General features: G+C 60.0%; 19 protein-coding genes. 16 read left to right on the top strand and 3 right to left on the bottom strand.

Annotated elements, in window-relative coordinates:
* From RE418_RS15750 to RE418_RS15695, 12 genes are all read left to right on the top strand, one after another.
* The gene (locus RE418_RS15750; RefSeq protein ID WP_043138708.1) at window positions 1-822 is read left to right on the top strand and encodes a type VI secretion system accessory protein TagJ; all 822 of its coding nucleotides are present in this window, start codon (window positions 1-3) and stop codon (window positions 820-822) included.
* Window positions 823-824: 2 nt separating this feature from the next.
* Window positions 825-1400 (top strand): type VI secretion system baseplate subunit TssE, encoded by a 576-nt coding sequence (locus RE418_RS15745; RefSeq protein WP_043138711.1) that lies wholly within the window; start codon window positions 825-827, stop codon window positions 1398-1400.
* A gap of 4 nt (window positions 1401-1404) precedes the next feature.
* Window positions 1405-3291, top strand: coding sequence for a type VI secretion system baseplate subunit TssF (gene tssF / locus RE418_RS15740; protein WP_089181040.1), 1887 nt, complete (start codon window positions 1405-1407; stop codon window positions 3289-3291).
* A complete protein-coding gene (gene tssG, locus RE418_RS15735) occupies window positions 3288-4358 on the top strand; it encodes a type VI secretion system baseplate subunit TssG (protein ID WP_049206010.1) in 1071 nt (356 codons plus the stop codon). Before tssF ends, tssG begins: the two co-directional genes overlap by 4 nt.
* A 56-nt stretch (window positions 4359-4414) precedes the next feature.
* Window positions 4415-7069, top strand: coding sequence for a type VI secretion system ATPase TssH (gene tssH, locus RE418_RS15730; RefSeq protein ID WP_089181041.1), 2655 nt, complete (start codon window positions 4415-4417; stop codon window positions 7067-7069).
* 49 nt (window positions 7070-7118) lie between these two features.
* Complete coding sequence (locus RE418_RS15725) at window positions 7119-8564, top strand: serine/threonine-protein kinase (RefSeq protein WP_049209073.1); 1446 nt, start codon at window positions 7119-7121, stop codon at window positions 8562-8564.
* Between the two features lie 142 nt (window positions 8565-8706).
* Window positions 8707-10635 (top strand): type VI secretion system Vgr family protein, encoded by a 1929-nt coding sequence (locus tag RE418_RS15720; RefSeq protein WP_025303305.1) that lies wholly within the window; start codon window positions 8707-8709, stop codon window positions 10633-10635.
* A 54-nt stretch (window positions 10636-10689) separates the two neighbouring features.
* Complete coding sequence (locus RE418_RS15715) at window positions 10690-11130, top strand: DcrB-related protein (protein ID WP_025303306.1); 441 nt, start codon at window positions 10690-10692, stop codon at window positions 11128-11130.
* Window positions 11131-11132: 2 nt separating this feature from the next.
* Window positions 11133-15554: an RHS repeat-associated core domain-containing protein gene (locus RE418_RS15710; RefSeq protein ID WP_213928271.1), complete on the top strand. Its 4422-nt coding sequence runs from the start codon at window positions 11133-11135 to the stop codon at window positions 15552-15554.
* Window position 15555: 1 nt separating this feature from the next.
* A complete protein-coding gene (locus tag RE418_RS15705; RefSeq protein ID WP_071826121.1) occupies window positions 15556-16044 on the top strand; it encodes a hypothetical protein in 489 nt (162 codons plus the stop codon).
* Between the two features lie 177 nt (window positions 16045-16221).
* Window positions 16222-16599: a hypothetical protein gene (locus tag RE418_RS15700; RefSeq protein ID WP_049295879.1), complete on the top strand. Its 378-nt coding sequence runs from the start codon at window positions 16222-16224 to the stop codon at window positions 16597-16599.
* Window positions 16600-16652: 53 nt separating this feature from the next.
* Window positions 16653-17351 (top strand): hypothetical protein, encoded by a 699-nt coding sequence (locus tag RE418_RS15695; RefSeq protein ID WP_213928270.1) that lies wholly within the window; start codon window positions 16653-16655, stop codon window positions 17349-17351.
* Between the two features lie 97 nt (window positions 17352-17448).
* On the opposite strand, the gene sbmC is transcribed toward RE418_RS15695, so the two are convergent.
* Window positions 17449-17916 (bottom strand): DNA gyrase inhibitor SbmC, encoded by a 468-nt coding sequence (gene sbmC, locus RE418_RS15690; RefSeq protein WP_049204947.1) that lies wholly within the window; start codon window positions 17914-17916, stop codon window positions 17449-17451.
* A 23-nt stretch (window positions 17917-17939) separates the two neighbouring features.
* The gene (gene kynA / locus RE418_RS15685; RefSeq protein ID WP_025303311.1) at window positions 17940-18782 is read right to left on the bottom strand and encodes a tryptophan 2,3-dioxygenase; all 843 of its coding nucleotides are present in this window, start codon (window positions 18780-18782) and stop codon (window positions 17940-17942) included.
* A 297-nt stretch (window positions 18783-19079) separates the two neighbouring features.
* Here kynA and RE418_RS15680 point away from each other — a divergent pair, with 297 nt between their 5' ends.
* The 4 genes from RE418_RS15680 (at window position 19080) to RE418_RS15665 (ending at window position 22871) form a co-directional block, all read left to right on the top strand.
* Complete coding sequence (locus RE418_RS15680) at window positions 19080-20114, top strand: LacI family DNA-binding transcriptional regulator (protein WP_025303312.1); 1035 nt, start codon at window positions 19080-19082, stop codon at window positions 20112-20114.
* Window positions 20115-20384: 270 nt separating this feature from the next.
* Window positions 20385-21620: an MFS transporter gene (locus RE418_RS15675; protein ID WP_016927236.1), complete on the top strand. Its 1236-nt coding sequence runs from the start codon at window positions 20385-20387 to the stop codon at window positions 21618-21620.
* A gap of 21 nt (window positions 21621-21641) precedes the next feature.
* Window positions 21642-22406, top strand: coding sequence for an SDR family NAD(P)-dependent oxidoreductase (locus tag RE418_RS15670; RefSeq protein ID WP_025303314.1), 765 nt, complete (start codon window positions 21642-21644; stop codon window positions 22404-22406).
* Window positions 22407-22454: 48 nt separating this feature from the next.
* Window positions 22455-22871 carry an RbsD/FucU family protein gene (locus tag RE418_RS15665; protein WP_213928269.1) on the top strand — a complete coding sequence of 139 codons (417 nt, stop codon included), beginning with the start codon at window positions 22455-22457 and terminating at the stop codon, window positions 22869-22871.
* Window positions 22872-22921: 50 nt separating this feature from the next.
* Here the strand turns inward: RE418_RS15665 and RE418_RS15660 are convergent, their stop codons facing one another.
* Window positions 22922-23656, bottom strand: coding sequence for a thioesterase II family protein (locus RE418_RS15660; protein ID WP_167324405.1), 735 nt, complete (start codon window positions 23654-23656; stop codon window positions 22922-22924).
* Window positions 23657-23796 lie beyond the last annotated feature (140 nt).

Raw genomic sequence — 23796 nt, 5'->3', positions numbered from 1 at the left:
GTGAAATCATTAGCAAGCATGCTGCAAGGCCAGTCGATCGCCGCGGCCATCACCGCCGTCGAAAACGATATCAAGGCGAAACCGGCGGATGCCGACCTGCGCGCTGCGCTGGTGCAACTGCTGTGCCTGAGCGGCAACTGGACGCGCGCCAACGCGCAGCTGAAATCCTGGCAGGCGCTGAAACCGATCGCTCAACCGACCACGCTGCTGCTGATGCAGTCGGTCAACGCCGAGCTGCAACGCCAGGCGGTGTTTGCCGGCGCGGCCGCGCCGGCGCTGCTGCGGCAGGATCAGCCCTGGCTGCAACTGCTGGTGCAGGCGCTGCATCAGGATGCGCAAGGGGCGGCCGAACAGGCCCAGACGCTGCGCGACGAAGCGCTGGAGGCCGCACCGGCCGGCGCCGGGCAGTTAACGCTGGCTGAAGGGAACCAAGAGCGGCAGCTGAGTTTCGACTGGCTGACCGACGGTGACGGCCGCCTCGGGCCGGTATGCGAGCTGGCGCTGAACGGCGTTTACTACTGGCTGCCGTTCGCCGATATCGCCGCGATCCAGTTCCAGGCGCCGCAGAGCGCCATCGATCTGGTGTGGAGCCATGCACTGGTGCGTCTGACCGACGGCCGCGAACAGGTATGCCAACTGCCCGCCCGTTACCCGCTGGCCGAAGGCAGCGACGACGCGCTGCTGCTGGGCAAACGCACCGAATGGCAACCGCTGGGCGACGGCACCCACTATGCGGGGCTAGGCCTGAAGACCTGGCTCAGCGAAAGCGACGAATTCCCGCTGCACAGCCTGCGGCAGCTGAGCTTCGACGCGAGCGCCTGAACATGAACGATAAACGCCCACCCCACTACGACGGCGGCGATCTGCGCCGCCAGGGCTATCGCAATCGTCAGGACAGCGAGCGCCTGACTTCACGCGACAAAATGCAGCCGGTGCTGCTCGACATGCTGACCGACGACGAACCGCAGAAAAAACAGGAGGCGCAGGTGCGCAACCTGGTGTCGCACAGCGAGTTGCGCCGTCGGGTGCTGCGCGATTTGCAGTGGCTGTTCAACTGCGTCAACAGCGAATCCAATCTGGATCTCGGCGATTTTCCGCAGGTGCGGCGCTCCACGCTGAATTACGGCATCGCCTCGCTGGCGGGCAAGCGCATGTCGGACATCGAATGGCTCGACATTCAGCGCGCGCTGACCGATTCCATCCTCCATTTCGAACCGCGCATTCTGCCCGAAGGGCTGCAGGTGCGCTGCATCTCGGACACCGGCTCGCTGGAACTGCACAACGTGCTGTCGATCGAAATCAAGGGCCGCCTGTGGTGCGTGCCCTATCCGCTGGAGTTTCTGTTCCGTACCGACGTGGATCTGGAAAACGGCCACTTCGATCTGAAAGACATAGGGTAAGGCGATGGACAGTAAACTTTTAGATTATTACAACCGCGAGCTGGCCTATCTGCGTGAGATGGGCGCCGAGTTCGCCGAACAGTACCCGAAGGTCGCGGGCCGTCTCGGCATGCGCGGCATCGACGTGGCGGACCCTTATATCGAGCGCCTGATGGAGGGCTTCGCCTTCCTCACCTCGCGCGTGCAGCTAAAAATGGACGCCGAGTTCCCGCGCTTTTCTCAGCGCTTGCTGGAGATCATCTACCCCAATTACCTGTCACCGACGCCGTCGATGGCGATCGCCGAGCTGCAGCCGGACAGCAGCAAAGGCGACATCAGCAACGGCTTCGTGGTGCCGCGCGGCACCATGATGGACAGCCAGACGCTGAAGAAAAGCGGCATCACCTGCAGCTACACCACCGCCCATGACGTCACGCTGCAGCCGGTGCGCATCGCCGGCGTCGAGCTGGGCGGCATTCCGGCCGATATCCCGCTGGCCTCGCTGGGGCTGCAGCACAGCGGCTGCGTCAGCGCGCTGCGCATTCGTCTCGAGTGCTACGAAAGCGTAACGCTCAACAACCTGCAGTTGGACCAATTGATGTTTTACCTGGCCGGGCCGGACATGCAGGCGCAGCAGCTGCTGGAGTTGCTGATGCAGCACAGCGTCGGGCTTGTCTGCCAAACGGTGGAACCGCAGCCGCAGCGGCGGGCGCTGGCGCTGGACGGGCTGCGGCAGGAGGGCTTCGCCGCCGAGCAGGCGCTGCTGCCCAACGACCTGCGCAACTTTGAAGGCTACCGGCTGCTGCAGGAGTATTTCGCCTTCCCGGCGCGCTTCCAGTTTTTCAGCGTCAACGGCCTGCGTCCGCTGCTGCAGAGCGTGCGCGAAGGGAAAAAAGCGCTGCGCCAGTTCGAGATCGTGGTGCTGCTGGATCGGCACGACGCCGCGCTAGAACGGGTGGTCGACGTTGCCCATTTGGCGCTGCACTGCACGCCGGTGATCAACCTGTTTCCGAAGATCGCCGAACGCATCGCGATCAACGAAAAAAACCACGAATACCATCTGGTGGTCGACAATATCCGGCCGCTGGATTACGAAGTGTTCTCGGTGCAGCGGCTCGGCGGCAGCGCCAGCGAAAAACGCTACGAGCAAGAGTTTCGGCCGTTTTACAGCACCCTGAGCGCGGACGACGGCAACTATGGCGCCTACTTCTCGCTGCGGCGCGAACAGCGCACGCTCTCGGAGCACGCCCGCCGCTATGGCACCCGCACCGGCTATGCCGGTTCGGAAGTGTTCGTATCGCTGGTGGACGAACGGCAATCGCCGTGGCACAGCGATCTGAAATACCTCACCGCCGACGTGTTGTGCACCAGCCGCGACCTGCCGTTGATGTTGCTGCAGCAGGATCAGGGCAACTTCGTGATGCCCGACTCGATCCCGATCAAGCAGGTCTCGCTGCGCAAAGGCCCCACCCCGCCGCGCCCGGCGCTGGCCGAAGGGATGATCACCTGGCGGCTGATCAGCCAGCTGCAGCTGAACTACCTCAGCATGATGGACGGCGATCCGGAACAGGGTGCCGCCAGCCTGCGCCAGCTGCTGGGGCTGTACGGCAACCTGAGCGAACCGGCGATCGCCAAACAAATTCAGGGCGTGCGCCACTGTAACCTGCGGCCGGTCTATCGGCGAGTGCCTGAACCCGGCCCCATCGTGTTCGCGCGCGGCATCGCCATCGATCTGACGGTCGATGAGCAGGCGTTCTCGGGCAACAGCCCTTACCTGCTCGGCAGCGTGCTGGAGCGCCTGTTCTCGCGCCTGGTGGCGATGAACACCTTCACCGAGATGACGCTCTCCAGCCAGCAACGCGGCGAAATCGCCCACTGGCAGGCGCGCATGGGCAAAAGGACGCTGATATGAACGCGGAGATGATCGCCACCGAACTGGCGCCGCCGCAGATCAACGCGCTGTATCGCCTGCCGGACGACTTTTGGCCGCGGCTGCGCAGCGCGCCTTACAAGCACGATCTGTTTCAGCTGCTGCGCCGCATCGACGCCCAGGGCGGCCAGCCCTACCTGCTGGGACGCGCGCCGCTGCCGCGCCACGAGATGCTGCGCCTGGGGCAGGAACCTTCGCTGTCGTTCGCACCCTCCACGCTGGCGCAGGTGACGCCGCGCGCCAACAGCCCGCTGCACGACGTTTCGATCTTCAGCTTCGGTCTGTTCGGCCCCAACGGGCCGCTGCCGCTGCACCTGACCGAATACGTGCGCGAACGGGTGTATCACCATCAGGACACCACCCTGCTGGCGTTCACCAATCTGTTCCATCACCGGCTGACGCTGCTGTTTTACCGCGCCTGGGCCGACGCGCAACCGACGGTATCGCTGGATCGCCCGGACAACCGGCGCTTCGACGAGTACCTGTCGAGCCTGATCGGCCTCGGCCAGCCGGCGCAGCAGGAACGCGACAGCATCAACGCCCACGCCAAACATTTTATGGCCGGTCATCTGATTCGCCACAGCCGCGATCCGGAAGGCCTGAGCAAGATTTTGCAGCAGTATTTCAAGGTGCCGGTGCGCATCGTCGAGAACGTGCCGCACTGGCTGCGGGTGGAGCCGCGCGAGCAGGCGCGGCTCAAGGCCGGACGCGGCGCGCCACGGCTAGGCGAGTCGGCTTTTCTCGGCATCGCGGTGCGGGATATCCAGCACAAGTTCCGCATCGAGCTGGGGCCGATGCCGCAGCGGGACTATGACCGCTTTCTGCCCGGCGCCGATCTGTGCCGGCAACTGCGCGACTGGGTGCGCCAATACCTGGGCATCGAGTTCGTCTGGGAAGTGCGCCTGATCCTGGCGAAGGAACAGGCGCACGGCATCCAGCTCGGCGGCGCGCAGCGGTTGGGCCTGAGCAGTTGGCTGGCCGACCATCGGCGACAGCGCGATCTCGACGATCTGATCTTCAGCCCTGAACCGCTGGAAAACCCGTTCTGACCCTATTTCGGCCGGCGCCCTGCGGCGCCAGGCCACTCTGAGACCTGAGGAAAACCATGTCTGAAATCAGCCGCTCGGTATTATTTGGCAAACTGGATAGCCTGTTATTCACCTCTCTGGAAAGTGCGACGGCGTTTTGCAAGCTGCGCGGTAACCCCTACGTCGAACTGGCGCACTGGCTGCATCAGCTGATGCAATCGCCGGACGGCGATCTGCAGCAAATCGTTCGCCACTTCGCGCTGGACGAGGCGCAATTGGCGCGCGACATCGTCGAGGCGCTCGATCGCCTGCCGCGCGGCGCCAGCGCCATTTCCGATCTGTCCGAGCACATCGACAGCGCGGTAGAACGCGCCTGGGTCTATGGCTCATTGAAATTCGGCGCGGCGCGCATCCGCGGCGGCCACCTGCTGCTCGGTATCCTGAAAACCTACAGCCTGCGCCATCTGCTGAAGGCCATTTCCCCGCAGTTCGAGCGCATCAACGCCGATCTGTTGATGGATCAGTTCGCCGCCATCACCGCTCACTCGGCGGAAAACGCCCAGGATGCGCCGGCGGAAAGCGGCGCCGAGAACGTATCCGGCGCGCCGCGCAGCGGTGAAAGCGTGCTGGCGCAGTATGCCCAGGATCTGACCGCCAGAGCGCGCAACGGCGAGATCGACCCGGTGGCCGGCCGCGATGAGGAAATCCGGCAAATCATCGATATCCTGATGCGCCGCCGCCAGAACAACCCGCTGCTGACCGGCGAGGCGGGCGTCGGCAAAACCGCGGTGGTGGAAGGCCTGGCGCTGCGCATCGTGGCCGGCGACGTACCGCCGCAGCTGCGCGACGTGAAACTGTGCCTGTTGGACATCGGCATGCTGCAGGCCGGCGCCGGCGTCAAAGGCGAGTTTGAAAAACGGCTGCAGGCGGTGATCGACGAAGTGCAGTCCAGCCCGACGCCGATCATCCTGTTTATCGACGAAATTCACACCCTGATCGGCGCCGGCGGCACCCAGGGCACCGGCGACGCCGCCAACCTGCTGAAACCGGCGCTGGCGCGTGGCCAACTGCGCACTGTCGGCGCCACCACCTGGTCGGAATACAAGAAATATATCGAGAAAGACCCGGCGCTCACCCGCCGTTTCCAGGTGGTGCAGGTGCACGAGCCAAGCGAAGACAAAGCGCTGCTGATGCTGCGCAGCACCGTCAGCCCGCTGGAACAACACCACCGCGTGCTGCTGCTGGATGAAGCGGTGGACGCCGCGGTGCGGCTGTCGCATCGCTATATTCCGGCCCGCCAACTGCCGGACAAGGCGGTGGCGCTGCTGGATACCGCCTGCGCGCGCGTGGCGGTCAGCCAACACGCCGAGCCTGCCCAGGTCGAAGACTGCCGCCACCGCATCGATGCGCTGCAGATAGAGTTGGATATCGCCCGCCGCGAGGCCAAAGTCGGCATTGGCGATCCCCTGCGCCCGCAGGAAATTGAAACCCAGCTGACCGCGCTGCGCCAGGCGTTGGAACAGCTGACCGACCGCTGGCAGCAGGAGCTGGCGCTGATCCAAGAGATCATCACGCTACGCGCCCAGTTGCACCAGCAGGAAGCGGAGCCTACCGGCGAAGAAACAGAGGCGGCCCCTGACGCCGACGCGCTGCGCGCCCAGCTGGGTGAACTTCAGCAGCAGCTGAACGCGCTGCAGGGCGAGGCGCCGCTGATCTTCGCCGCCGTCGACGCCAACATCGTGGCGGCGGTAGTGGCCGACTGGACCGGCATCCCGCTGGGCCGCATGGTGAAAAACGAGATTGAGGCGGTGCTGCAGCTCTCCGACACCCTGAACCAGCGTGTGATCGGCCAACGCCATGCGCTGGATCTGATCGCCCGCCGGGTGCGCACTTCGCGGGCGCGGCTGGACGATCCGAACAAGCCGGTCGGGGTGTTCCTGCTGGCCGGGCCGTCCGGCGTCGGCAAGACCGAAACCGCGCTGGCGCTGGCGGAAACCCTGTACGGCGGCGAGCAGAACGTCATCACCATCAACATGAGCGAATTCCAGGAGTCGCACACCGTTTCGACGCTCAAAGGCGCGCCCCCCGGCTATGTCGGCTACGGCGAAGGCGGCGTGCTGACCGAGGCGGTGCGCCGCCGCCCTTACAGCGTGGTGCTGTTGGACGAAATCGAGAAGGCGCACCCGGACGTGCATGAGATCTTCTTCCAGGTGTTCGACAAGGGCTGGATGGAGGACGGCGAAGGCCGCCATATCGATTTCCGCAACACCATTATCATCCTGACCTCCAACGTCGGCACCGATCTGATCGCCGGGCTGTGCAGCGATCCGGAGCTGCTGCCGGAGCCGGAAGCGCTGAGCGGCGCGCTGCGCCAACCGCTGCTGTCGGTGTTCCCGGCCGCCTTGCTCGGCCGCCTGCTGGTGGTGCCGTATTACCCGCTGACCGACGCCACGCTGGGCAACATCGTGCGCCTGCAGCTGGGCCGCATCCAGCGTCGCCTGGCGGAGAATCACGACATCGTCTGCACCTTCGACGACGCGGTCATCGAGCAGATCGTCAGCCGCTGCACCGAGGTGGAGTCCGGCGGCCGCATGGTCGACGCCATCCTGACCAACACCCTGCTGCCACAGATCAGCCACACCCTGCTGACCGGCAGCGCCAACGACCAGCGCTATCGCCAGCTGCATATCGCGCTGCAGAACCACGAATTCATTTGTCAATTTCAGGCATAACGCCGCGGCCGCCGAGACGGCGGCCCTTTGAACACAGAGAGTCATCACTATGTCGGGAACCGGGATAACCAAACCGAATTCGAACAGCCTGCCGAGCGGCTATCGATTCAATGAATTCGAGATCCAGGAAGCGATCGGCGAAGGCGGCTTCGGCATCGTCTACCGCGCCTACGATCACCAACTGGAACGCACCATCGCCATCAAGGAGTACATGCCAACCTCGCTGGCGAAACGCAACGACGATCTCAGCATCGGGCTGCGCGGTGAACGCTTCAGCAAAACCTTCCAGGCCGGGCTGAACAGCTTTATTCAGGAGGCGCGTCTGCTGGCGCGCTTCTCGCACCCCGGCCTGCTGCACGTGTTGCGCTTCTGGGAAGAGAACGGCACCGCCTACATGGGCACCCAGTTTTACAGCGGCACCACGCTGAAGAACCTGCAGGCGCAGCAACCGGAGAAAATCGACGAGGCGTGGATCCGGCGGCTGCTGCCGCCGCTGTTCAGCGCCATCAACACCATCCACCAGGAAGGCTATCTGCACCGCGACATTTCGCTGGATAACATCCAGATCCAGGAAAGCCAGCTGCCGGTGCTGCTGGACTTCGGATCGGCGCGTAAAGAGATCGGCAACCTGTCAGACGAAACGGAGATCATGCTCAAACCGGGCTTCGCGCCGATCGAGCAGTACACCGAGAACAGCGACGGCGAACAGGGGCCCTGGACCGATATCTACGCGCTGGGCGCCGTGCTGCACACGCTGATCGTCGGTTCGCCGCCGCCGGTCAGCGTGGTGCGCAGCATCGAAGACAGCTACCAGCCGCTGGCCGAGCGCCGCCCCGCCGGTTACTCGCCGGAGCTGCTGCGCACCGTCGATCGCGCGCTGGCGCTGAAGCCGGAAGACCGCCCGCAGACCATCGATGAAATGGCCGAGCTGCTGCATCTGCCAATCGCCGATGAGAACGAAATCATCAGCACCCCTGCGGCTGCGCCGGAGAACCTGCTGGTCGCCGCCAACCCGGCTGCCGCTGCGGCCGCCGCCGGCGCCGTTACCGCGCGCGGCACCCAATTCTCGCGGCCGATGATGGCCGGCGCCGGCGTCGCGGCGCTGCTGGTGATCGGTGCCGTCGCCTGGCTGAGCGGCGGCGAGGACGATACCCAGGCCGTGGCCCAAAACACTGAGGCGTCACCGGCGCAGAAAACCCTGGCGGAACAGCCGAGCGCGCCGCAAACCGCGCAGCCTGCAGCCGCGGAACCTGAAAAGGTGGCACCGCCACCGCAGCCGGTGGCGTTGGTGTACTTCAAACTGCAACCGGGCGAACAGGTCAGCCTCGACGGCAAGCCGCAGCAGGTGACGCCGGGCGCAAACGGCTTCGCCAGCCTGAACCTGGCGCCAGGCCGCTATCAGCTGGAAATCCGCCACGACGATCGACTCCGCCGCCAGCAGCTCAGCATCGACACCGCCGGCACCTGGCTGGTCAATCCGGCCACCGCCGGTTAATCCCGTTCTGAAACTCCGCCTCGGCGGGGTTTCCCTATTTCATGAGACTGACGCACCACTGCCCATCCTCATTGGCCGCGCGGCAAGGCCGCTGCAACGCCGGAGTATGCAGGGCATGACGTCAATCACAGAGGACGTTCTCATGTTGGACCGCATTATTGCGCACACGCCGCTGGGCCAGGAACAACTGTTGTTCCGCTCACTGGACGGTATCGAAGCGCTTTCCACCCCTTTTGACTTCTCTATTGAATTGCTGAGCACCGACGCGCGGCTCGATCGCAAAGCGCTGCTCGGCCAACCGCTGACGCTGGAGATCCCAACCCAGGGCTTCCTCAGCGCCCCGCGCTACCTGAACGGCAAGATCACCGCCATCGCCGTCAGCAGCGAAGAGATCGGCGGCACGCGCTACGCGGTGTATAACCTGCACGTGCAGCCGGATCTCTGGCCGATGACCAAGGACCGTAACTTCCGCATCTTCCAGGAACAGACGGTGCCGCAGATCGTCAAGACCCTGCTGGCGGAGCACAACGTGCAGCTGGAAGATCAGCTGACCGGCGACTATCGCCTGTGGGGCTACTGCGTGCAGTACAACGAAAGCAGTTTCAACTTCATCAGCCGCCTGATGGAGCTGGAGGGCATCTATTACTATTTCAAACACGAGATGGGCAAACACACGCTGGTGCTCGGGGACGCCCCCCACCACCACCAGCCCTATCCCGGCTATGAGATGATCCCCTACCACCTGACGCCGTCCGGCGGCAGCACCAGCGAGGAAGGCATCAGCCAGTGGACGTTGTCCGATCGCGTCACGCCGGGTATCTACAGCCTGGACGACTACGATTTCCGCAAGCCGAACGCCTGGCTGTTCCAGGCGCGGCAAAACCCGGTCTCGCCGACGCCGGGGCAGATCGACGTTTACGACTGGCCGGGCCGCTACACCGAGCATCAGCAAGGGGAGTTCTACGCCCGCGTGCGCCAGGAGGCCTGGCAGGCCGAACATCAGCAGATCCGCGGTACCGCCACCGCGCTGGGCATTGCTCCCGGCAGCACCTTTACGCTGTATAACGCCCCGCACGCCGACGACAACCGCGAGTACCTGACGCTGCAGGCCAACTACCATCTGAAAGAGAACCGCTATGCCAGCGGCGACGATCAGAGCAGCGAACACCGTATCGACTTCATCGTGCTACCGGCGGACGTGCCCTGGCACCCGCCGCAGCAGGCCACCTGGCCGAAAACCCACGGGCCGCAGACCGCCCGGGTGGTCGGCCCGGCCGGCGAATCGATTTGGACCGACAAATACGGCCGTATCAAGGTGAAGTTCCACTGGGATCGCTTCGGGCCGAAAGACGACGGCAGCTCCTGCTGGGTGCGCGTCTCCAGCGCCTGGGCCGGCCAAGGCTACGGCGGCGTGCAGATCCCGCGCGTCAACGACGAAGTGGTGGTGGACTTTATCAACGGCGATCCGGATCGGCCGATCGTCACCGGGCGCGTCTATAACGAAGCCAGCATGCCGCCGTGGGCGCTGCCGGCCGCCGCCACCCAGATGGGCTTTATGAGCCGCACCAAGGACGGCACCGCCGACAACGCCAACGCCCTGCGTTTCGAAGACAAGGCCGGCGCCGAACAGGTGTGGATCCAGGCGGAGCGCAACATGGACACCCAGGTGAAAAACGATGAAAGCCACACCATCGCTAACGACCACACGCATCTGGTGGGCGGTAACCAGATCAAACGGGTGGTGCTCAATCAGGCAACCGGCGTCAAAGGCGAATCCTCCGCGCTGACCGGCAAAACGCGCAGCGACGCCGTGGTTAACGCCTTTACCCTCGGCTCCGGCGAATCGCTGCGGCTCGAGTGCGGCGAAAGCGTGATCGAGCTGCTGGCGAACGGCCAAATCAACATCACCGGCACCAGCTTCAATATCACGGTGAAAGAGGACGGAGAGATCAATACCGGCGGCCAGCTGGATCTCAACCAGCCTGGCGGCGCCGCGCGCACCGCCGCACCGGGCGGTGGCCATCAGGCGGCAATCCAGAGCGCCGTCGATCAGCTGTTCCCGAAATCCTGATGCCGACGCGGCCCTGCGCCGCGTCCTTTCCACTGATTACTTGCAAGGACATCCATGGATTACCTTTTCCAGGAAGGCCATTTCACCCTCCCCGCCATCGCCTGGCAGGACTGCACGGTCAATATTCTCAAAAACCCGCAAACCGGCGCCTCGCTGGTCATCACCCGCGGCATCATTCCGCAAGGTGCCACGCTGGAGGACGAATTCGAGAAGCAGTGGCAAGCACTGCTGCCACAGATCAGCGATTTGCAACAGTCGCCGCGCCGGCGCATCAGCGCCGGGCCGCAGGGCCATCTCAAGGCGATTGAAGTCACCAGTCGCTTTATCCGCGCCGGACACCACCATCATCAGCATCAGTTGGCGGTGCAGCCGGACGAGAGCCAGACGTTACTGATCGTCACCTATGCCGCCATGCGCCCCTTCACCCCCGAGGATGACGCTCACTGGCAGCAGGTGAAAGCGTCGCTGGTCTTGACCGAACACAGTGAACAATAGCCATGGCTGAGATCTGGGCAGCAAGAAAGGATGATGAACTGATCCACACCAGCGCGTTGGCGGACATCGCCAGCGCCGTCGCCGAAGTCGCGGTGTATGCGGTGGCGACCGCCGCCGTGTCCGCAGCAGCCGCCGCCGCAGCGCCGGCATTGGCAGGGGTGGCGGTGCTCGGCGCAGCGGCGACGGCGGCCTCCGGCTGCGTCGGCGCCGGGCTGATCGTCGGTTTTGCCACCAGCCTGACCGGCGTCGGAGAACATATCAGCAACGGCTGCGACGCCGTGGCCAACTGGCTCTTCCCGCCTTCCGTCTCCGGCGTCATTCTCACGGGCTCCCCCAACGTCTTCACCAACGCCAAACCGGCGGCACGCGCCGCAGGTCGTTTACTCACGCCCGCAGAGATCAAAGCGTTACCGGCGCCACAGCCGCCGCAAAGCTTCTGGGATTATGGCGCCGAGCTGCTGGCCGCCGGCGGTAATATCCTCTCGCAGCTATGGCAGCCCGGCGTCGCCGGCCCCAGCCAGCCCAGCCAACCGCTGGAAGAAGATAAAATCAGCTGCGACAAACACCCGCTTCCGCAATACCTGGCGGAAGGCTCCAGTAAAGTATTTATCAACGGCCAACCGGCCGTACGCAGCAATGACCGTTCAACCTGCGAGGCGAAAGTCTCGACCGACGTCTCCAAAAATGTGCAGATCGGCGGCGGCACGGTGGTGGTACGCGACATCAAGAGCGGCAAGCTGCCGGGTATCGGTTTGGCGCTGACCGTGCTGCCGCTGCTGCTCGGTAATCCGGCCAAGCTGGTTAAGAACCTGCCTTGCATGATCGGCGGCGGTCTGGCGGCGGCGGGCGTTAACGCCCTCGGCGAAGCGATCCACGCCGCCTTTAACCCGGTGCATGCCGCCACCGGCGCCAAGGTATTGAACGACGAAGAAGATCTGGACCTGTTGCTGCCGGCGCGCTTTCCGCTGATCTGGCAGCGCAATTACAACAGCCGCAATGGCTATCAGGGACTGTTTGGCCACGGCTGGCGCACGCCTTTTGAAATTTGGGTCGATCTTAACGACCGGGACGGCGTCATTGAGTGTTGCCTGCATGATGAAACCGGTCGTGAGCTACGCTTCCCGCTGCCTGAGGTGAACCAGCCGAGCTTCAGCGCCGGTGAAGGGCTGATGTTCCGCCGCGGTGAAGAGGGACAGCTGCTGATCGCCGACACCGACGGCAGCGTCTGGCGGCTGTTCGTGCCGCTGCCGCAGACCCCTTCCCGCCTGAGGCTGGTGTCGTTGAGCGATGAGTACGATAATGCGCTGCTGCTGAACTACGACGAACGACAGCGCCTGAGCCACATCGTCGACAGCGCCGGCACCATGACATTGCGGCTGGAATACGGCGATCCGCGCTTCGACGATCGCGTCACCGCCTTGCGGCATAACGACGAACCACGCGTGCGCTACCGTTATGACGACGGCGGCGATCTGCATCAGGTGATCGACGCCGGCGGCCTGGTCACACGCGAATTTCACTATAACGCCCAACACCTGCTGACCCGCCACCAACAGGCCGGTGGGCCCAGCTTCGAGTATCACTGGGCGATGTTCGACGACTGGCGCGTGGTGGAACACCGCGACAGCGCCGGCGGCGGCTGTACAATCGACTACGATTTGGCCGCCGGGTTAACGACGGTCACCGAGAATGACGGCTTGCGGCACCAGCACCGCTGGAACGCCCAACGGCTGATCGTCGAATATACCGACGAGCGTGGTGAGGTCTGGCATTACCAATGGAATGACGAAGACATGCTGATCGCCACACGCGATCCGCTCGGCCACGGCTGGCATTTCCGCTACGATGAAGCCGGTAATCTGGTCGAGGAAGAGGATCCGCTCGGCCATATCCGCCTCACCGGTTGGCTACCGCAGCGCGCACTGCCGATCAGCGTCAAGGAGCCCAACGGCGCCACACAGCATTTCTACTACGACGAGCGCCATGCCTTGATTGCCGAGATCGATGCGCTCGGCCATACCCAGCGCTACCTGCGCGATGGCTATGGCCAGGTGGTGCAAGCCGTCGACGCCAACGGCGGCATCAGCCATTTCGCTTATGATGAGCACGGGCAATTATTGCGCGCCCGCGATTGCTCCGGCAAACAAACCCTCTACAAATATACGGCTCAAGGCTGGCTCAGCGAGGTGACCGACGCCGCCGGCGAACGCGTCCATTACCGCTACGATGCCGCCGGCCGCCTGACACAGCTGCAGCGCGCCGAGGGCTGGCAAGAGACGCTGAGCTGGAACGCGCAGGGCCAGCTGGATCGCTATCAGGGGGCCGATGGGCGCCTGACGCATTATCGCTATGACGCAGCCGGCCGCCTGTTGGCCACGCGCAATCCGCTCGATGGCGAGGTGGTGCGCCACTACGACGCCCGCGGCAGATTAACGGCGCTGCGCAACGAGAATGCCGAAAGTTACCTGTTCCATTGGACGGCCTGCAATCTGTTGCAGGAAGAAATCGGGTTGGACGGCGTCAGCACCCGCTATCGTTACGACGAATGCCGCCGGGTCGTCGAGCGCCGCTTCGCCGCCAATACCTCCGCCGCCTTCTCGCACTATTTCAGCCATGACGCCGCCGGCCAACTGGTGAGCAAACAGACGCCCGATGGAGAAACCCGCTACCGCTACAGTCCGCTCGGCCAACTGCTGCATGCCGCCAGTGACCGCGGCAACGCATGGCATGACGAGCCGACAACGGCTCAGAGCGAGGTCAGTTTTGACTATGACTTGCTGGGGCGGGTAACCCGTGAACAAGGTGCCAACGGTACGCTGCGCTATGATTACGATCCGATGGGTAACCGCACGCAAACCACCTTGCCCGACGGACGCGCGCTGCGCGCGCTGTACTACGGCAGCGGCCACCTGCTGCAGCTGGCGCTGGACGATATCACCCTCAGCGAGTTCGAGCGTGACAATCTGCACCGCGAGCTGAGCCGTACGCAGGGTCGCCTGACCAGCCGAGTGCATTATGATCGGCTGGGGCGCAAAGACCGGCGGGAGATCTTCAATGACAACCGCCAGCGCCCGGCGCCGGCCAGCAGCTCGCGCCAGTGGTCCTACGACTATCAAAACAACCTGACGCGCGAAGAACACAACGCCAACCCGTTCTCCTACCAGCGTTATCAGTACGATGCCACCGGTCGATTGCTGAGCCGGGACGGCACGCTGCCGGATACCGAGCGCTACCGGTACGATCCGGCATCCAACCTGCTGGATGAGGGGCAATTCCGCCAGCGGCACAACCGCGTACTGCATTATCAGGGAATTGATTACCGATACGATGTCTTTGGCCGCACGGTGGAAAAACGCAAAGGCCACTACCGTTGGCAATATCTCTACGACGCCGATCATCGCCTCTGCGAGGTGGTGCGCTACAGCCAACATCGCAGCGAAGCCCAGCAGCATGTGCAGTTCCACTATGATCCGCTCGGGCGGCGCACGCAAAAGCGGGTGTGGCAGCAAAGTCAGGATCTGCGCCAACCGGCCGGCAAATGCCAAACCACCACGTTTTTGTGGGAAGGTTTCCGGCTGCTGCAGGAAACTCGCGACGGCATGCCCCTCACCTATGTCTATGCCGATCAGGGCAGCTATGAACCTTTGGCGCGCATCGACGGCCACACGCCGGCCCAAGTATTTTACTTCCACACGGCGCCGAACGGCGAACCGGAAAGCCTGACCGACAGCGACGGAACGCTGCGCTGGCAGAGTCACAGCAGCGCCTGGGGCCGCATAAAGTATGAGGAAAATCAGCAAGATCTGGATTATTCCCAAAACCTGCGCCTGCAGGGTCAATACCTGGATCGGGAAACGGGATTGCACTACAATTTGTTCCGCTATTACGATCCGGATATCGGCAGATTTACCCAGCACGATCCGATAGGTTTGGCCGGCGGGATCAACCTGTACCAATACGCGCCGAATCCGCTGGGTTGGGTGGATCCTTGGGGATGGAAGCCACGATGCGCAGCAACCAAAGCCAACGATCATAATCAGGCAGCTTTTGGTCGACAATGGCAAGGTCGAGGTATCTACAAAGGACGAGACTCTTGGTCAAATATCATGTTGAAAGAAGGTGACATTGTTTATGGCGGCGCTCCAGGGCAATCTGGTTTTTACTTCAACAAGGCGACGCTAGATGCTGCAGGTGGCAGTAGAGCCAAGCTATGGGAAAGTTTGCAGGTGCTTCCACATGAAAAATTTGGTTATAGATCTAAAATACAAGCATATAGAGTAAAAAGAGAAACGATTGCAGGAACAGGTAAAGCGATATCTCAAGACCCAACGAGATTCGGCGAAGGCGGAGGAACTCAATTTTTCCTTTCTAACTATAAAACTGTTCTTGAGCCAATTGATAAGCCTTTTGAAATTGGATTGTAAAATGCAACTAGATACTTATGACGGAACACTAGAACTCGCGGGAATAACGCTAGGTACAGCGACAACCCGAGAAATGCTAATAAAAGGCTCCAGATTGTGGGAGGGTTGGCCAGAAAAGTCAGATGGTAGGACTACATCATACAGAACAATAATCAGTACAAAAAAAGAAAAAGCCGGCGATATATATATAATTGCCGACTTCTCCGGGGCCTTCATTACAGATGCAGTGCTTTGCAGTTGGCGTTTTGCGCCTGAAAAACTCATGATGGGAATACAAAAAAAAGTAGAAGGTGCTATTACCAAAAATCTTCGAACATGGTTTTATGAAAAAACTCATATACAACTTCCAGTTAGTGGTTCATGGGGGCATATTGACGCTGCTTATGACCCACATAATTTAACGGGAACAATAGTGTGCAACTATCGCAGTGCATTTCATACTGAGGATGAATGGCGAAAATATTGCAAAAGGAATAACATAATTTATTAAAAAAGAGGAAACTCATCCACATTATTATATAAAAATTCACACACTCATTCCATAATGCAGAGTGTGTGTGATTTTTCACCCCCCCCCTCGAATATCGCAAATAACTACATCTTCACTTCGCACACTAACAATCAATAAAGGCATGAATCATTTACTCACTAGATCTATTTAAATATTATGAACAAAGAGAAAATTGTCATTACCCCATCAAACAGGCAACTATTTGATGGTAACGAAGAGCAGTTTCGTTTATTTAAAAAAGAAGTATCCATCCCTAACTCTAACGAAAAAGTACTTTATGATAACAGCTCTGCGATACCCATATGGGATATAGATGAAAACATCAGGAAGGCGATCGCAGAAAAAATAAGCGGGATAAAAGTCATAGAGTACCCATATGACCCAATACCTTCATATAAAAATGAAAATCTGGATATCTACATTCAGAATGTAGAGTCGAAAATGCACAAAAACAGAATAACAATAATCACGGCGACGGGTGAGTCACAACCAGCAAGATATAAGATAAAGTTGCTGGGTTTCATTTTTCACTAGCGCTCTCTTAGAGGCGACCCCACTGAAATCTTTATAACACTCTGAGGTAACAGATGATGAATATTTCCTGGGATATCGCCAACTTTAATATATCAATGAAAAGCCAGTACAGTGATATCTATGAGTTAGAAAATGATATCAGTAATTTCTTTGGAAGCAGTAATTTTAGTGAAATGGACTCCCTTGACTGGTTTTTAATCAACAAGAAAACAAACGAGCTTTCTTTTTTGTTGTTGAGCGTTCCTTCTTTTTTTAAAGCATCAAGCGAGCGTCATGCCCTTGATGTTGACTCATTACGAGAAATAAAATTATCAGAATGTATCGATAGCTTCGTATCTCACGTCACTATTCAAGACGAAGCAGTTTTCCAATCCAAAGAGAACATTTTAATTGTCGCATCGGATACATCGGCCATCGTTTATAAGACACCAATCAAAGAGGGTCTTTATTTCTTGTCGGGCTGTGATTTTTCGCATCATGGGTTTTTATTGCTCAGTGCGACCCATCATATCCCAGGGGAAACACCACCATCAGATGAGACAATTTCCGATTCGTTATTCTTAAGAATGCTAGATTTGTGCAACCAAGATTTTTATGATGCCATGGACGAGCAAGATGAAAGATGTTTATCCATAATAAACCAGTTAGAGAAGGATTGTTTGGCATATCAAAAGATAGACGTTCGCTTACTGCAAACAATAGATTTTATAAAAAACCTTAAATATACATTCTATGATATAGACATGGAATAATTATCTTATGACGGTTCCTCTTTTAAATGAATCTTTAAATATCCCATCAAAAGGCTCCCAAAGAGCCTTTTGATATGCTACCGCGCCGTTAGCCCCCTCACCACTTCTTCACCGTCTGGTAAATCTCGAGGTCGAAATAGCCGTCGGCCTCGCAGTCGTTGAGATAGTGTTCATAGCTCACCCCCTCAACCGGCTGGTAGCCGCTGGCCGGCAGCAGCTTCTGATAGAACTCGCCCCACACCCGCTCGAAATCGCCATCGCTGATGCGCACGTGGTAGACCGCATACTGCCCGGCGGGCAGCGTCTGCACGGTCACGCCCTCGCTGCCCGCCGGCAGCGCGAAATCGTCCGCCACGCTTATCACTACGTCGGCACGCAGCTTTTCCGGCGCCACTTCCGCCGGATCGTCCCAATACAGCACCAGCCATTTGCCAAACGGCACGCCGTGGCGTTTCCGCCATGCCAGCAGTTGCTGCGAGCCCTGCGGGATGGTCTGCGGATACGGCCCCACGACTCTCACTCCCACCACCTTCTCCGCCGCTTTATCGATAATCCTCACGCTCATCGCCCTTATCCTCCCACGTTATTTCAGGCGCCGATTTCGGTGCGCACGTCCAGCAGCTCGGGGAAAAAGGTCAGATCCAACGCCTTTTTCAGGAAGCTGACGCCGCTGGAACCGCCGGTACCTGACTTAAAGCCAATGATCCGCTCCACCGTTTTCATATGGCGGAAACGCCACAGATGGAAACTCTCCTCGATATCCACCAGCTTCTCCGCCATTTCATAGGCTTCCCAGTAGGTCTGCGGGTTGTCGTAGATCACTTTGAACGCCGGCAGCAGATCCGGGTTGCGCTGGTAGGGCTGCGTCCAGTCACGCTCGAGGCACTCCTGCGGGATCGGCAGGCCGTGGCGTGCCAGGTACAGCAAGTATTCGTCGTACAGGCTCGGCGCTTCGAGGATCGCCTTCAGCGCGGCGTGCTTTTCCGCATCGCTGCTAAACACCGCCAGCATCGCCGCATTCTTGTTGCCGAGCAGGAACTCGATCGATCGGTATTGGTGCGACTGGAAGCCCGATGAGCTGCCCAGCACGTCGCGAAACTCGACGTACTCCGACGGCGTTAGCGTTTCCAGCACCGCCCACTGTTCGAACAGCAGCCGCTGGATCTGTTTGACGCGCGCGAGGATTTTGAAACAGTGGCTGAGTTTGTCCTGCTGCACCAGCCGCACCGCCGCCTGCAGCTCGTGCAGCATCAGCTTCATCCACAGCTCGGAGGTTTGGTGCTGTATCACGAACAGCATTTCGTCATGATGCGGCGGGTTGGAGAGTGGGTGCTGGCAGTCCAGCAGCGAGTCCAGGCACAGGTAGTCGCCATAGCTCATGCGTTTGGAAAAATCGGTGACAATCGCGCTTTCTAATTCCCGTTTGTTCATCTGTTCTCTCCGTTGCGCCCAGCGCCCCATCGGCCTGGAACGTGCCGCAAAGAGAAAACAATAGTACAGAACCCGCCGCCCCGAAGGGCGATAAACGAGAGGTGCTTCGCAGATCTCACTCATCTGCGTTAACACATTGCCCCTCTCCCCCTGTGTTGTTTAGTAAACAACACGGCTGCCGCCTGACGATTCTCACAAATGCGCAATCCCATGCGCGCAGCGCCCCGGTTCCGGCTTGCCTGCGGCCGGCTTCCCTTATAGATTGCAGGCTAACGGCAGGCAGCAAGGTATCGGCAAATGGCAAATATTCGTGATGTGGCGCGGTTGGCCGGCGTGTCCATCAGCAGCGTGTCGAACCTGCTGAACAATCGCAGCCACCAGATGAGCGCGCAGACTCGTGAGCGCATCGAACGGGCGATGGAAACCCTGGGATACCGGCCGGCCCGAGCGGCGGTGCCCGCGCCGCAGGCGAAGATCATCGGCCTGCTGCTGCCGTCGATCGTCAACCCGAGCTTTTCGGCGCTGGCGCATGCGGTCGACGGCGCGGCGCGGGTTCACCGTTACCGCGTTTTGCTCGGCAACGCCTACCGCCAGGAACAGGAAGAAGCCGCGTTTATCGACGATATGTTCCTGCACGGCGTGCGCGGCATCATCGTAGCGGCGAGCGACATTCGCCAGACTCATTTTGTTCGGGCCGCCGAGCGAGGCATGAAGATTGTCAGCTACGACAGCCCGTTCGCCGAGCCGATGGCCACCGATACCCGACTGTTCGACAGCGTGTCGATGGACAATATCGCCGCCGGGCGCCTGGCCGCGCAGCACCTGCTCGAGCGCGGCTGCCGACACATCGTGTTCGCCACCGAAGCGACGCTGACCGTCGGGCGCAGCCACAAGATCGACGGTTTTCTGAGCGCGCTGGGGCACAGCCTGAGCGAACGCCAACGGGTGATCGAAGGCAAAGCCAACAGCGCCTACGGCGACACGGAAATGTTCGAATTGGGGCTGACGCTGGCGCCGCGCGTTCTCGCGTTGGCACCGCGCCCGGACGGCATCGTGGCGATTAACGATGCGCTGGGCATCGGGCTGATGGTGGGCCTGCGCGCCGCCGGCATCCAGGTGCCCGCAGACATCTCGGTGATCGGCATCGATAATATCGCGCTGGCCGGCCTGGCCGAACCGGGGTTGACGTCGATTGGCCCACCGCTGGCGGAGATGGCGCAGCTGATGGTCGAACGCCTGATCGGCCGTATCAACAATGATTTGCAACCGCCCGGCGAGTTTCTCTTCCCGCCGTCGGTCATCAGCCGGCGCTCGGTCAAAACCGCCGGTTAATACGGTAAAAACGACTTTCCCAGACGATGCGCAGCCGGCATCGTCCGGATCGTCGCAGCTAAAAGCAGAAAAAATAGAATCGTCGCAATAAATAAACGGCGCGACGCTTTTATGCACGCAACGTCGTTATTCAGCACGCCGCTCATGACTTTGGGCTGGGCCGCTATTATTCCGATTAACCACATGGGAAAAACCATGATGAAAAAAACAATGCCAACGGATATTGAACGCAGCGCCATCAGGAAATTGACGCTGCATATCGTCCCCCTCATGATCTTATTGTATTTCCTGGCCTTTCTCGACCGCAACAATATGGCCTACGCCGCCAAAGCGCTGGAAGATAATCTGGGATTGACCGCCTCGGCTTTCGGCTTCGCCTCCGGGATTTTCTTTATCGGCTATTTCCTGTTTGAAATACCCAGCAACGCCGGCACCATTAAATTTGGCCCGCGTATCTGGTTCGCCAGAATATTAATTTCCTGGGGCATCTTCGCGACCCTGCTCGGTTTTGTGCGCACGCCGCTGGAGCTGTATATTTGCCGTTTTATGTTGGGCGTGTGCGAAGCCGGTTTCTTTCCCTCGGTGGTGTATTACTTCACGGTTTTCTTTCCGGAGAAATACCGCACCAAAATTCTCGGCATGTTTATCATCGTCCAGCCGCTGTCCAACGCGGTCGGCTCGCCGATTTCCGGCTTTATTCTCAATATTCAGCATGACTGGTTCGGGTTCGCCCCCTGGCAGCTGCTGTTTATCCTCGAAGGGTTGCCGCCGATCGTCATCGGCCTGCTGATCCCGTTCCTGATCAAGAACTCCCCCAAAGACGTCGGCTATCTGAACGTGGAGGAAAAAGCCTGGCTGATGAGCAACGCCGGCCGCTCCAAATCCGGCTCTAAAATCACGCTGGCTGACTTCCTGAAGGGGATTAAAAACAAGAAATACCTGCTCTACGCGCTGCTCAACTTCGGCATGGTGTGCGGCATTTATGGCTTCGGCACCTGGCTGCCGTCGATCATCAGCGCCCTCTCCGGCGGCGATATCTTCCGCGTCAGCCTACTGGCGCTCATTCCCTACGGCCTGGCCGCGCTGCTGGTCTATCCGTGGAGCCTGTGGGCCAGCAAAACCAAAAAGCTCGGCGTATTTGCCGGCCTCAGCATGGTGGTTGCCGCCATCGGCCTGATGGGGGCGGTGACGTTTTTTAAATACGACCCGCTCGTCGCGCTGTCGTTCCTGTGCATCGCCGCCATCGGTATCTACACCGCCGTGCCGCCGTTTTTATCCATGCCCGCCAATATCTCCACCGGCGCGGCTGCGGCCGCCGGGCTGGCGGTGGTCAGCTGCATCGGCAATATCGGCGGTTTTGTCGCCCCCTATGCGGTGGGCGTGCTGAACGATCTGACCGGCAGCAGCGCGCCGGGGCTGTTTTTCCTGGCCTCGTGCCTGCTGGCCACCGGGCTGATCTGCATTTTCTACTGCGCCAAACAGCGTGAAGGCGTCATCAATTCTTAACGAACCAATAAGGAGTCAATCATGGGCGATCTTGCGGGCAAAAAGGTCTTTATCACCGGAGCGGAACAGGGCATTGGCCGCGCCACTGCGGAGCGGCTGATCAAGGCCGGTTGCGACATCTATTTTCACTATCACAGCGACGAAAGCGGCCCCAAGGCGCTGGTGGCGCTGGCCCATTCTCTGGGGCAAAAAGCCGCTTACGGCTACGCCGATCTCATCGATACCGACGAAACGCTGCGCTGCGTCGCGGCCGGCGCCGAGTTTCTCGGCGGCATCGATATTCTGGTCAATAACGTCGGCGGCATCGTCGGGCGCAAATGGCTGGGCGAGATCGACCGCGCCTTCTGGCAAACCGTGATCGACGTGAACATGACCACCATGCTGAACGTGACGCAGAGCGCGCTACCGTTCCTGAAGGCGGCGGCAAACGGCGCCAGCATCGTCAACCTGGCCTCGCAGGCCGGCCGCGCCGGCGGCCACTCCGGCTCGCTGGTCTATTCCGCCACCAAGGGCGCGGTGCTCACCTGGACGCGCTCGCTGGCGGCGGAGCTGGGCGAGCACGGCATCCGGGTAAACGCGGTGGCGCCCGGCCTGATCCTCGGCACCCGCTTCCATAATCGCCACACCACCCAAGAATCGGCGGAGGAAACCGTTCGCGCCATCCCGCTGGGCCGCGCAGGCACGCCGGACGACGTGGCGCGCGCCATCACCTTTCTGGCGGCGGAATACGACGGCTTCATCTCCGGCGCCACTCTTGATATCAACGGCGGCATCTACCGCATGTAATTCAGCTGCGGGCGGCACGGCTGCCGCCCCCTATTCAGGTATCGCCTTATGATTAAATCCGCCATCACCCACCCGCCGCTGCTCGCCGCGCTGGCGCAATGCGGGCATAAAACCCAGGTGCTGATCGCCGACGGCAACTACGCCTGCATGACCCACGCGCCGAAAGACGCCACCGTGGTCTATCTGAACCTGGCGCCCGGCACGCTCGCCGCTCCGCCGATCCTGGAAAAACTGCTGGCCTGCATCAACGTGGAAAGCGCGGCGCTGATGGCCTGCCCGCCGGACTTCACCAACACTATCGAAGCCGAATACCGGCAGCTGCTGCCAGAACATTGCCCGATCGAATACCTGCCGCGCGAGGCGTTTTACGCCGAGGTCAAATCGGATCGGACGTTGCTGGTGATCGCCTCCGGCGAACAGCGCCGCTTCGCCAACCTGCTGCTGACGGTGGCGCCGGTGGTGTGATGACGCCATTGCGTTAATGGCGGTTGTGCCCCAACCGCCATACCTGCGCTTTACGCCAGCTGCTGATTCACGATATCCGCCACTTCTTTCGGCTGATGATTGATGAAGAAATGATCCGACGAAACGGTATGCAGACCGATATGCGCGCTTGTATAGCGCGCCCAAGCCGCCATGTCCGTCTTGGAAACAGTGCTGTCGCGGCTGCCGTGAATCAACACCAAAGGATAATTGATCGTCTTCTCCTTCAACGCCCGTTTCATATGAAAATTAATCGACAGCTCGTTGCGTATAATAGGAAAAAATAAGCTTCTGAAATCAACGTCATCCAAAATATCAGGTTGAGTTCCGCCATAACGACGCAATACTTCGGCCATTTCATCATCATCTGAATGCATCGGATCATGCTTAAAATCCGTAATGTGCGGCGGTGCTTCTGCGGCGATAAAAATTCGCGCCGGCGGTTTATCCTTAGCGATAAAACGACTCGCCAATTCAAAGGCGAATAATCCGCCATTGCTGTGACCAAGAAATGAGTACGGTTTTCCCGACATCAGGCTCGTGGCTTCTCGTTCAACCTCATCCAGAATTTTGCAGACATCATTGCACAACGCCTCTGAAAAGCGGCGCCCATTGCCGGGCAGTTGCATGGCGTACACGGACGTATTGCTATTGACGTAGTGAGAGAATGGCACGAATACCTCGGCATTTCCGGCGGCATAAGGGAAACAAAATAAAATATGCTCATCATCCCCACCGGTACCCCTTTTTATTTGCTCAAACCACATACGGCCTCCTCTGCTTTGCAAGAATATGACGCTATCCGCCACCGCGGAGAACGGGAGCGGCGTAATCAAAATCAATACCGTAGCGGGATCAGCGGGATAGTTTATCCCGCTGATTTCCCCTCAGGTATAGCGAACACGCT

Origin of the sequence: Serratia sp. szju, from assembly GCF_044594185.1 — a bacterium.
Taxonomy (GTDB): domain Bacteria; phylum Pseudomonadota; class Gammaproteobacteria; order Enterobacterales; family Enterobacteriaceae; genus Serratia; species Serratia bockelmannii.
Note: the sequence above shows the minus strand (reverse complement) of the source record. Positions and strands in the feature narration are given on the sequence as shown.

Bases quoted from the DNA above. Each gene is read 5' to 3' on its own strand.
- RE418_RS15715 (WP_025303306.1), top strand. From the start codon at position 10,690: ATGGATTACCTTTTCCAGGAAGGCCATTTCACCCTCCCCGCCATCGCC.
- RE418_RS15720 (WP_025303305.1), top strand. From the start codon at position 8,707: ATGTTGGACCGCATTATTGCGCACACGCCGCTGGGCCAGGAACAACTG.
- RE418_RS15695 (WP_213928270.1), top strand. From the start codon at position 16,653: ATGATGAATATTTCCTGGGATATCGCCAACTTTAATATATCAATGAAA.
- RE418_RS15705 (WP_071826121.1), top strand. From the start codon at position 15,556: ATGCAACTAGATACTTATGACGGAACACTAGAACTCGCGGGAATAACG.
- RE418_RS15710 (WP_213928271.1), top strand. From the start codon at position 11,133: ATGGCTGAGATCTGGGCAGCAAGAAAGGATGATGAACTGATCCACACC.
- RE418_RS15670 (WP_025303314.1), top strand. From the start codon at position 21,642: ATGGGCGATCTTGCGGGCAAAAAGGTCTTTATCACCGGAGCGGAACAG.
- sbmC (WP_049204947.1), bottom strand. From the start codon at position 17,916: ATGAGCGTGAGGATTATCGATAAAGCGGCGGAGAAGGTGGTGGGAGTG.
- tssG (WP_049206010.1), top strand. From the start codon at position 3,288: ATGAACGCGGAGATGATCGCCACCGAACTGGCGCCGCCGCAGATCAAC.
- kynA (WP_025303311.1), bottom strand. From the start codon at position 18,782: ATGAACAAACGGGAATTAGAAAGCGCGATTGTCACCGATTTTTCCAAA.
- RE418_RS15675 (WP_016927236.1), top strand. From the start codon at position 20,385: ATGATCTTATTGTATTTCCTGGCCTTTCTCGACCGCAACAATATGGCC.
- tssH (WP_089181041.1), top strand. From the start codon at position 4,415: ATGTCTGAAATCAGCCGCTCGGTATTATTTGGCAAACTGGATAGCCTG.
- RE418_RS15700 (WP_049295879.1), top strand. From the start codon at position 16,222: ATGAACAAAGAGAAAATTGTCATTACCCCATCAAACAGGCAACTATTT.
- RE418_RS15680 (WP_025303312.1), top strand. From the start codon at position 19,080: ATGGCAAATATTCGTGATGTGGCGCGGTTGGCCGGCGTGTCCATCAGC.
- tssF (WP_089181040.1), top strand. From the start codon at position 1,405: ATGGACAGTAAACTTTTAGATTATTACAACCGCGAGCTGGCCTATCTG.
- RE418_RS15660 (WP_167324405.1), bottom strand. From the start codon at position 23,656: ATGTGGTTTGAGCAAATAAAAAGGGGTACCGGTGGGGATGATGAGCAT.
- RE418_RS15745 (WP_043138711.1), top strand. From the start codon at position 825: ATGAACGATAAACGCCCACCCCACTACGACGGCGGCGATCTGCGCCGC.
- RE418_RS15725 (WP_049209073.1), top strand. From the start codon at position 7,119: ATGTCGGGAACCGGGATAACCAAACCGAATTCGAACAGCCTGCCGAGC.
- RE418_RS15665 (WP_213928269.1), top strand. From the start codon at position 22,455: ATGATTAAATCCGCCATCACCCACCCGCCGCTGCTCGCCGCGCTGGCG.